Genomic DNA, 10,502 nt, shown 5'->3' on the forward strand with positions numbered 1-10,502 from the left:
AATTTTCTTAATAAATATTATCTCATAGCAACTTTAGCTACAACCGCTTTTACAGTATCAATAACTGCTTTTACAGTATCCTTAGCAGTACTATCTGTAGTAGGTTTAACTCCTTCAGCTGGTTTTTCAGCAGCAGCTGCTGCTTTAATATCCTGAGCTAAAGTTGTTTTTTCGCTTAACCATTTTTTATAATCTTCAGGAGTATCAACAACTACTTTCATTTGCATGTTATAGTGAGAAGCTCCACAAATTTTATTACATAGTAATAAATAATCAAATGTATAAGGGTCTAAAGCTGTACCTCCTTTAGCAACTAACTCAATACTTTTTTCAGCTCTAAGTTTATTGATATTTGCCACTTTTTCAACCATAAATGGCAATTCTCTGTATTCAGAAGTAGTGTAAGTTGGAATAAAAGCAAATTCAGTAACCATTCCAGGAACACAGTTCATTTGCGCTCTAAAGTGAGGCATGTAAGCTGAGTGTAATACATCCTGAGAACGCATTTTGAAATGTATTTTTTTACCTTTAGGAATATGCAATTCACTAACAATAATATCATCTTGAGCATTAGGGTCTGACATATCAACCCCTAATGTATTTATACCTTCAATTAAACGTACATTAGCCTTACCCAAAACATTATCTTGTCCAGCATATCTGGCAGTCCATTTAAATTGTTGAGCATATAATTCAATTTCAATTACATCTTCATCTTTATCAACAAACATAATATTGTTCCATGCATATAATCCATAAAGAATTAAACAAGCTAAAACTACAGATGGAATAATACTCCAAATTGCTTCTAATTTATTGCTATCAGCAAAGAATAATGCTTTCTTATCTTTATTTCCTCTATTTTTAAAAGAAAACCAGTATAATAAACCTTGTGTAATAAATTGAACTACAAAAATTAAAACCCAAGTAATATTCATTAAACTATCTACTAAAACTCCATGCTCTGAAGCAGGAGTATGAAGCGCTAAACCACCCCATTTAAGTAAACCGTAAATCGTAAATATATAGATGAATGCCAAAAAGCCAAACATAATATATCCCTGAATATTATTATCATTATCTGATGCAACCTGAGAATCGTCCGAAGAAGATCCTACCTGAGTAAGATCAAATATCTTGGTCAATTGCCATAATGCAACTGCTAATAAAACTAAAACTATAATTACCAACAAACTTGTCATCTGTTTACTTCTTTAAATATTAATAATGAAAATGTTTACTTTCTTCAATGAAAGGATTTCTTTTTGCTAACAGAGGAGCTTTTGTTAATGCAGTAAATACAACAAAAATAAATAACCCTAAGAAGAAAAGTATAGACGCAATTTCAGGAATTCCTATAAACCATCTATCTCCAACTGTACCCGGCATAATCATATTAAAGAAATCAACATAGTGACCTAATAAGATAACAATACCAGCCATTACAATAACCCAGTTAAGACGTTTGAAATCAGTATTAACTAAAATCAATAATGGGAAAACAAAGTTCATAACTACAGCTCCAAAGAAAGGTAAGTTGTATAGTTGAATTCTTGTTATGAAATAAGTAACCTCTTCAGGAATGTTTGCATACCATATCAACATAAATTGAGAAAACCATAAATAGGTCCAGAAAATACTAAAACCAAACATGAATTTAGCTAAATCGTGAATGTGACTTGTATTTACATATTCTAAATATCCTTTAGATTTTAAATATATTGTAACTAATGCAATAGTAGTAACACCACTTACAACGAAAGAAGCAAATACATACCATCCAAATAAAGTACTAAACCAGTGAGGATCAAATGACATAATCCAATCCCAAGACATAATAGACTCAGATACGATAAAGAATACTAAGAATCCGGCAGATAACTTAAAGTTCTTTTTGTAATTTAAATCGTCATTAGCTTCATCCTGAGCTAAACAATTTTTTCTTGAATAGTGACGGTATAAATTCCATCCCAATAAGAATACAAAAGCTCTTGCAATCCAAAATGGAAAGTTTAAATAACCCGCTTTACCAGCAATAATTTCATCGTAATCAGCATGAGTCGGATCTGTAACATGTTCACCTAACCACACAAATATGTGATTGAAATGCAATCCACAAAGAATCAAAATTATAAAGAAAATTACAGAAACTACAGGTAAATAAGCTGTAATACCTTGCATAACTCTAAACAAAACCGGAGACCAACCTGCCTGAGCAACTTGCTGAATAGCATAAAATGCTAAAACTCCCATAGAAAGCAGTAAAAAGAAAATACAGGCAACATATAAAGCAGACCAAGGTTTGTTTTGCAATTGATGTAAAACATGTTCTGCATGTGCTTTAGGATCGTGCTCATGAGAAACTTCAGTATGTTTATCAGCTTTTACATCATGAACAACTGCAGCTTCAGCTTCGTGCGCTTCTTCAGCTTTTACTTCATGAGTAATCTCTTCATTAGCAACAACTGAATCTTTACTTACAGCTTCTTCAACATTTGCATCTTTTGCTTCTTCATGATGAACTGCTTCAACTGTTTCTGCGTGTTGCGTTGCTTCAGCTTTTTCTTCATGATGTGCCGCAGCGGCCTCACCATGTCCTCCACCGTGCTCTGATGCTTCTTTTGCAAGAAGAGTTTCTACCTCTTCAATATTTTTAGGAGCAGTTAAAAAACCATATCCAATTCCTAATATACCAAGAGCCATTAGGATGATAGAAAAAGTTTTTAATTTACTTGAAAATGTATACATATCTATTACGATCAGTTTGTTCAACAATTATAATTGGCTTTTTAGTTTTAGAACATAGTCAGCAACCAACCAACGTTCGTGGGCACTTAATTGATTTGCATGTGAACCCATTGCGTTTAAACCATAAGTTTCTACATGAAAGATACTTCCTTCAGTAATTACCCTGTCTTTATAGCTAGGCACTCCAAGAAATTTTTCTCTCTCCACCAATTTACCTTTACCGTTTCCAGTTGCACCATGACAACTGATACAATAAATCTCGAAAAGTTCTTTTCCTTTTCCGGAATTTCTATCTTCTTCACTCAAAGGTGATTTTAAATTAGCTTTAGCTAATTCATAACCAGCCGTTGAATTTTCATATTCATAAGGTTCAAAACCTCTATTAATAGTTCCTTCTACAGGAAGCTGTCCTTCTTTTCCACCTTTAAATATCTTTGCTTCTGAGTAAGTTTCATAACCCACAGATTCATACATATTAGGGAAATACTGATAGTTTGGTGCCGAATTATTGTGGCAAGATGAAACTAAAATAGTTATACCAACTAAAAGTGTTATTTTATATATCCTTTTCATAGCTACAATTAATTCTTTTCAATTACTTTAACTTCAACAGCTCCTGTACCTTCGAAAAAAGAAACTAGTTCTGCTTCGTTATTATTTACAGCAACTTCCATTAGGAAGTGATCATCTGTTGTTCTTACATCAGGATTCTCAGCTTGCTTAAAAGGCCATAACCTACTTCTCATATAAAAAGTAATAACCATTAAGTGGGCAGCAAAAAATACAGTCATCTCAAACATAATTGGCACAAAAGATGGCATATTTTGAATGAAACTGAAACTTGGCTTACCTCCAATATCTTGTGGCCAATCATGAATCATAATATAACTCATCATGAAAGTCGCGAAAGAAATACCAACGCATCCATATAAAAAAGAACAAATTGCTAATCGTGTTGGTGCTAAACCCATAGCTTTATCCAATCCGTGAACTGGGAATGGAGTAAAAACCTCTTCAATATGATGATGAGCAGCTCTGGTTTTCTTAACTGCGTCCATCAAAATATCATCGTCATTATAAATGGCGTATATTACTTTATTACTCATGATGTGAATCTTTATTTGCTCTTTCTCTAATGTAATTATCTCCTGTTCCTTTCAAAATTGTTTTTACCTCTGCCTGAGCAATTACCGGGAATGTTCTAGAGTATAATAAAAACAACACAAAGAAGAAACCAATTGTTCCAATGAAAATTCCAATATCAACAAATGTTGGTGAGAACATTGTCCAAGAAGATGGAAGGTAATCTCTATGTAAAGAAGTAACAATAATTACGAATCTTTCAAACCACATTCCAATGTTTACAACAATCGAAATAATAAATGAAAACATGATACTTGTTCTTAGTTTTTTGAACCACATAAATTGTGGAGAGAAAACGTTACAAGTCATCATCGACCAATATGCCCACCAGTAAGGTCCGGTAGCTCTGTTTAAGAAAGCATATTGCTCATATTCTACCCCTGAATACCAAGCTACAAATAACTCAGTAATATAAGCTACACCTACAATAGAACCAGTAATCATGATAATGATATTCATTAATTCGATATGCTGTAATGTAATGTATGCTTCAAGATTAGAAACTTTTCTCATAACAATCAACAATGTGTTTACCATTGCAAATCCCGAGAAAACCGCTCCAGCAACGAAGTATGGAGGAAAAATTGTTGTATGCCATCCTGGAATTACAGAAGTAGCAAAGTCCATAGATACAATCGTGTGTACAGAAAGTACAAGAGGAGTAGCTAAACCAGCTAATACCAAAGATACTTCTTCAAAACGTTGCCAATCTTTAGCTCTACCGCTCCATCCAAAACTTAGGATAGAATATACTCTTTTATTAAAAGGTGTTATTGCTCTATCGCGCAACATTGCAAAGTCAGGTAATAGACCAGTCCACCAGAAAACTAATGATACTGAAAGATAAGTTGAAATTGCGAATACGTCCCAAAGCAATGGTGAGTTAAAGTTTACCCATAAAGATCCAAATTGATTTGGAATAGGTAAAACCCAGTATGCTAACCATGGACGTCCCATGTGAATAATTGGAAATAAACCTGCCTGAACTACTGAGAAGATAGTCATCGCTTCAGCAGAACGGTTAATAGCCATTCTCCAACGTTGACGGAAAAGTAATAATACCGCAGAAATTAATGTTCCAGCGTGACCAATACCAACCCACCAAACGAAGTTCGTGATATCCCAAGCCCAACCAACTGTTTTATTTAATCCCCATGTTCCGATACCGGTAGATACGGTGTAAATGATACAACCTAACCCCCAAAGGAAGGCTATTAATGCGATTGAAAATACAATCCACCATTGTTTGTTTGCAGGCCCCTCAACAGGTGCAGCTACATCTACTGTTACGTCGTGATAAGATTTATCACCTATAACTAAAGGTTTTCTAATGGGTGCTTCGTAGTGAGACGACATAATCCTTTATATTGTTTCTAATTAATAATTTTACTAAGTATTTCTAACTTTAACATGGTAAACCACATTAGGTTTTGTTCCTACATGCTCTAACAAGTGATATGATCTTTCATCGGCCGCTAATTTAGCAACTTTACTATCAGCATCATTAACATCACCAAATATCATTGCTCCAGAAGAACAAGCATTAGAACAAGCTGTTTGGAATTCGCCATCAGCAACTGGGCGACCTTCATTTTTAGCTTTTAACTTAGTTGCTTGTGTCATTTGAATACACATAGAACATTTTTCCATAACTCCACGAGAACGAACGTTTACGTCTGGATTTAATACCATACGTCCTAAATCGTCATTCATATGGTAATCGAATTCTGTGTTTTTGTTATACAAGAACCAGTTGAAACGACGTACTTTATATGGACAGTTATTTGCACAATAACGAGTACCAACACATCTGTTGTATGCCATGTGGTTTTGACCTTCACGACCGTGAGATGTAGCAGCTACAGGACAAACTGTCTCACATGGTGCGTGATTACAGTGCTGACACATAACTGGTTGGAATGAAACTTGTGGATTGTCTCCAGCTTTTTCCATTTCATTAAATGTAGATAATGAACTAGATAAACCAGCAATATTTTCTTTTCTTTCATTATCACCTTCAAAAGTACTTTCAGAAGAATAATACCTGTCAATACGCAACCAGTGCATATCACGGCTTCTTCTTACCTCTGCTTTACCCACAACCGGAACGTTGTTCTCAGCATGACAAGCAATAACACACGCACCACATCCAGTACAAGCATTTAAGTCAATTGAAAGATTAAAGTGATGCCCTGTAGTACGATCAAATGATTCCCATAAATCGACAGTTGTAGCCTCAACTTCCTGGTGATCTAAAGACACCATCGGTTTTTCATTCCAATGTTCAGCATCTTTAGTATTAAAGATTTCAAGGGTAGTTTCTTTAATAATATCTCCTCTACCCATTAATGTTTTCTGTCCCTGAACACAAGCAAACTCGTGAACTCCATTTGCTTTCGCAATAGAAACAGATTGAACACTATTGAAGTTTTTATATAAAGCGTAAGCATTTAAACCTACTTGCATTTCATCTTTCAAAGCCGCTTTACGACCATATCCTACAGCTAAACCAACTGTACCAATAGCTTGCCCAGGTTGAACAATTACTGGAACATTTTCTAATTTAGCTCCGTCAGCAATTGTAATCGTAGCATAACTACCATTCAAACCACCATTAGCAACAATTTCATTTGTTAAACCAAGCTTTTTAGCATCAGCATTAGAAATAGTTACATAGTTATCCCAAGAAACTCTTGTGATTGGATCCGGAAACTCTTGCAACCAAGGATTGTTTGCCTGTTGTCCATCACCCATACCCGTTTTAGTATACAATACTAACTCAAAATCTCCAGTTGATCTTGATTTAGAAACTGCACTTGCAGCAGCAGTATAATCAAAAGAACCTGCAGATAAAGCAGCAGAACCAATTACAAAAACACCATCATGTAGAACTTTATTCCAAGAAGAACCTGCAATAATCGCAGCTGAACTAGCTTTAAGATAATCGTAGAAATTTCCAGGAACTCCATTTAATGATAATAAAGCGTCCTGAAATTGTTTTGTATTGAATATAGGACGAATAGTTGGCTGAGTCAAACTATAGGTTCCTTTAGTAAGTACAACGTCACCCCATGATTCTAAGTAATGAGGAGCAGGAGCAGCAATTGTAGTAATCGATGCAGTTTCATCTTCTTTTAAAGAGAAAGCAACTGAAGTTTTTACTTTTTTCAATCCAGAAACAAAAGAAGCTGAATCAGCTAATGTATAAACCGGATTAATACCACTCATGATTAAAGTATGAACACTTCCAGCATTCATATCTTTTATTAATTGAGACACAAGCGTATTAGAACCTTTTCTAATTTGTCTTGTTCCTGCAGTATTAAAAGCTTCACTAGCCAATACCTGATTGATAGCCAAAACTAGTAATTGTGCATTTTTATCTTCAATTCCAGATACTAAAACTCCTTTAGAACCAGCAGCTTTTAACTGTTGAGCAGCTTTAACGACTTCTGCTTTAAATTTACCATCTAAAGAGACAGCAACAGAAGCACCTGCAACTATATTGTATATTTGAACTAATGCTTGTTTTTGATCAGCAATAGTCATTGGAACACGCTTATCAGCAGCAGCTCCGGATAATGTCATATTTGATTCAAACTGAAAGTGACGAGACATTTTTCCATTTTGAGGAATACGTCCTTTTGCATATCCTGCATCATATCCGCCACCTTGCCAATCTCCTAAGAAATCAGCCCCAACAGAAACGATTAAAGAAGCTTTTGAGAAATCATAATCAACTAAAGCTCTTTCACCATAAACTGTTTCAAATGCATCTAATGCGTCAGATGAAGAAACTGCATCATAAACAACATGTTTTGCATTTGGGTTTTTAGCGATAAATTCACCTATCAACTTTTCAGTCGATGGACTCGCTAAAGTATTTGTCAACAATACCACTTGTCCGCCTTTTGCTTTTGCATCAGCAAGACTTGATTTAATTTTTAAATCAACAGCAGACCAGCTGCTATTTTTTCCTTCCAATTTAGGTTCTTTCAAACGCATACTATCATACAATGATAAGATAGACGCATGAATTCTAGCATTGGCTGAAAATTTAGCTCCAGAAATAGTGTTGTTATCAATTTTAATTGGACGACCCTCACGAGTTTTCACTAATAAGTTAGCAAAATCAAAACCATCAAAAACAGTAGTTGCATAATAATCTGCAACACCAGGAATGATTTGTTCCGGTTGTAACACATAAGGTATAGACTTGTGAACAGGACCTTCGCAAGCAGCAAGTGTAACAGCTGCAGTACTAAACCCTACGTACTTTAAAAAGTCACGACGTGAAGTTCCAGATTGAGCTAAAGCATCTGCATTCCCTAAGAATTCTTCTGTAGGAATCTCTTCAACAAATTCGTTATTTCTAAGCGCCTCAACAATAGAACTATTTTCTAGTTCTTCAACACTTTTCCAGTATTTTTTGTTTGATGACATTGTATATAAATATTAAAATCTTAATAATTCGATTAATAGTGGCATTTACCGCATTCTAAACCTCCCATTTGCGCTGCAGTTAATTTCTCTACACCGTATTTTTTAGAAAGTTCAGCATGAATTTTATCATAGTATGCATTTCCTTCCATCTTAACATCAGTTTTTCTATGGCAATCAATACACCATCCCATTGTTAATTTAGAATATTGCTTCATGATTTCAAATTCCTGTACCGGACCGTGACATGTTTGACATTCAACTCCAGCCACATTTACGTGTTGAGAGTGATTGAAATACACGAAATCAGGTAAATTATGAATACGAACCCATTTAACAGGCTGTGTTTTTCCAGTATAAGCCTGTTTAGTCTTATCCCATCCAACAGCATCATATAATTTTTGAATTTGAGCATCATAAAACGCCTTGCTGTACTCTGGAGTAGCAGTAGATTCGGCAACTTCAGAAATATTTTTATGACAGTTCATACAAACATTCAAAGAAGGAATACCAGCAGTTTTACTAACACGAGCTGCAGAGTGACAATATTTACAATTGATCTCGTTATCTCCCGCGTGAATTTTATGAGAATAGTGAATTGGCTGAATCGGCTCATAATTTTGATCAACACCAACTTGCATTAAGAAAGCATAAACAAAATAACCACTCGCCAAAAGAAGAAATATAGACGTAACTAATACTAAAAATTGGTTTTTAGCAAAAGCTTTCCAAATTGGAGTTCTAGCCTCTCTAGTCGGAATCTCAATACCATTTTTGCTGGCAACTTTTGTCAATACTTTATTAACCATTACTAACATGACAACTAAAATAGCCATCACGAGAGCAAGAGCACCTAAAATGATATTATTAGAAATCCCACTTGCTTCAGGCTGAGGACCAGTTGGCAATGTAGCAGCACCAACAGCAGGCTCAGCTTTTACTTCAGAAGTATAAGCAATAATATTATCGATATCAGCTTCTGCTAATTGAGGAAAAGAAGTCATTACTGACTTATTGTTTTCTTCAAAAAGTTTTACAGCTACAGGATCGCCTGACTTAATCACGTCAGAACTGTTGTGCACCCACTTGTAAATCCAAGCCATATCATGCTTTGAAGCAACACCTCTTAAAGCAGGACCTGTTGATTTAGCATCTAATTTGTGACATGCAGCGCAATTTGCATTAAAAAGTTCCTTCCCTTTTACTGGATCACCACCTGCAGTTGCGGCCGGAGCAGCAGCTTCAGGCGCCGCCGGAGCAGCAGCATCTTGAGCAAATGAAGTTAGGGAGAAAATCAGCGTTAGCGATAAGCTAAGCAGTAATTTTCTTGAGATCGAATTATGGTTACCCACCTTTTTCATATAGTATAATAATTATCTACTAATTTTTGGTATGATTTTTACTGTAGTAAAACAATAAAAAACGAATACCCTCTTTTAAAACTTGCACAAAAATACGACTTATGAACTATTCTCAAAACCTTAAAATAGTCTTAAATATCAATTTATATCAATTCTAAATAATATTAAAATTTTCCATACAAACTTTAAATACTATTTTTGCATAAAAACCATCACATTATGAGAATTTTAACCCCTACAAAACGAGTTTTCTTAACACTAACAATGTTAACATTAGCCTATAACATTAATGCTCAAGACCAAAATTTAACAGTAAATCAGGATCCTAAATTTGACCAGTTATTGAATGACAAACGCAAAATTAACACGTCAATAAGCACAAACGATACTTATAAAATTCAAATTTTTAGCGGAAAAAGTGAAGAGGCCAAAAAAACCTTATCCGATTTTAAAAGAGAGAATAGCAACATAGATGGTACCATCATTTTCAACACACCAAACTACAAGGTAATTGTTGGAAATTTTAAAACCAGAATCGAAGCAGAACGAAATTTAGCTGAAATTAAAAAGAGATACAAACTTGTATTTTTAATCAAACCCAGCAAATAATTATCACTCCTAATACTGATAACAAAAAGAAGCCGTCTCAAAACAAAATTTGAGACGGTTTTTTATTTGTTGTCCATTTTGGCTTTTAATGTTTTGATTTTAAGGGAAGGAAAAAAATTGCCCTTATGCTGCAATTTTCTTTCTTAAGTTGTGTCCTAAAGCCATTAATCCGAACTCTAATTCTACTTTTTGAAGTCCTTT

The 10,502-nt window shown here is 34.6% G+C and carries 8 protein-coding genes; 1 reads left to right on the top strand and 7 read right to left on the bottom strand.

The features are described from left to right. Positions 1–17: 17 nt before the first annotated feature. Genes ASC72_RS06020 through ASC72_RS06050 form a run of 7 tightly spaced genes read right to left on the bottom strand, consistent with a single transcriptional unit; the run spans position 18 to position 9,692 of the window. Positions 18–1,202 carry a cytochrome c oxidase subunit II gene (locus ASC72_RS06020; protein ID WP_056188336.1) on the bottom strand — a complete coding sequence of 395 codons (1,185 nt, stop codon included), beginning with the start codon at positions 1,200–1,202 and terminating at the stop codon, positions 18–20. A 19-nt stretch (positions 1,203–1,221) separates the two neighbouring features. Continuing rightward, positions 1,222–2,748, bottom strand: coding sequence for a hypothetical protein (locus ASC72_RS06025; RefSeq protein WP_056188339.1), 1,527 nt, complete (start codon positions 2,746–2,748; stop codon positions 1,222–1,224). A 27-nt stretch (positions 2,749–2,775) separates the two neighbouring features. Beyond that, on the bottom strand, positions 2,776–3,321 hold the full coding sequence (locus tag ASC72_RS06030) for a cytochrome c (protein ID WP_056188342.1): 546 nt from the start codon (positions 3,319–3,321) through the stop codon (positions 2,776–2,778). Between the two features lie 8 nt (positions 3,322–3,329). Beyond that, positions 3,330–3,854, bottom strand: a complete 525-nt coding sequence (locus ASC72_RS06035; RefSeq protein WP_056188345.1) for a DUF3341 domain-containing protein — start codon at positions 3,852–3,854, stop codon at positions 3,330–3,332. Beyond that, on the bottom strand, positions 3,847–5,247 hold the full coding sequence (nrfD, locus tag ASC72_RS06040) for an NrfD/PsrC family molybdoenzyme membrane anchor subunit (RefSeq protein WP_042566279.1): 1,401 nt from the start codon (positions 5,245–5,247) through the stop codon (positions 3,847–3,849). The genes ASC72_RS06035 and nrfD overlap by 8 nt, the downstream gene beginning before the upstream one ends. 33 nt (positions 5,248–5,280) lie before the next feature. Beyond that, positions 5,281–8,334: a TAT-variant-translocated molybdopterin oxidoreductase gene (locus ASC72_RS06045; RefSeq protein ID WP_056188347.1), complete on the bottom strand. Its 3,054-nt coding sequence runs from the start codon at positions 8,332–8,334 to the stop codon at positions 5,281–5,283. A gap of 32 nt (positions 8,335–8,366) precedes the next feature. After that, entirely contained in the window at positions 8,367–9,692 is a 1,326-nt protein-coding gene (locus tag ASC72_RS06050; RefSeq protein WP_056188349.1) for a c-type cytochrome, read from the bottom strand. 219 nt (positions 9,693–9,911) lie between these two features. Here ASC72_RS06050 and ASC72_RS06055 point away from each other — a divergent pair, with 219 nt between their 5' ends. Continuing rightward, positions 9,912–10,301: an SPOR domain-containing protein gene (locus ASC72_RS06055; RefSeq protein WP_056188352.1), complete on the top strand. Its 390-nt coding sequence runs from the start codon at positions 9,912–9,914 to the stop codon at positions 10,299–10,301. Positions 10,302–10,502 lie beyond the last annotated feature (201 nt).

It is taken from the genome of Flavobacterium sp. Root420, from assembly GCF_001427905.1.
Taxonomy (GTDB): domain Bacteria; phylum Bacteroidota; class Bacteroidia; order Flavobacteriales; family Flavobacteriaceae; genus Flavobacterium.

What these genes read in the sequence shown, in the direction of transcription:
- ASC72_RS06020 (WP_056188336.1), bottom strand. Translation starts at nt 1,202, where the DNA reads ATGACAAGTTTGTTGGTAATTATAGTTTTAGTTTTATTAGCAGTTGCA.
- ASC72_RS06025 (WP_056188339.1), bottom strand. Translation starts at nt 2,748, where the DNA reads ATGTATACATTTTCAAGTAAATTAAAAACTTTTTCTATCATCCTAATG.
- ASC72_RS06030 (WP_056188342.1), bottom strand. Translation starts at nt 3,321, where the DNA reads ATGAAAAGGATATATAAAATAACACTTTTAGTTGGTATAACTATTTTA.
- ASC72_RS06035 (WP_056188345.1), bottom strand. Translation starts at nt 3,854, where the DNA reads ATGAGTAATAAAGTAATATACGCCATTTATAATGACGATGATATTTTG.
- nrfD (WP_042566279.1), bottom strand. Translation starts at nt 5,247, where the DNA reads ATGTCGTCTCACTACGAAGCACCCATTAGAAAACCTTTAGTTATAGGT.
- ASC72_RS06045 (WP_056188347.1), bottom strand. Translation starts at nt 8,334, where the DNA reads ATGTCATCAAACAAAAAATACTGGAAAAGTGTTGAAGAACTAGAAAAT.
- ASC72_RS06050 (WP_056188349.1), bottom strand. Translation starts at nt 9,692, where the DNA reads ATGAAAAAGGTGGGTAACCATAATTCGATCTCAAGAAAATTACTGCTT.
- ASC72_RS06055 (WP_056188352.1), top strand. Translation starts at nt 9,912, where the DNA reads ATGAGAATTTTAACCCCTACAAAACGAGTTTTCTTAACACTAACAATG.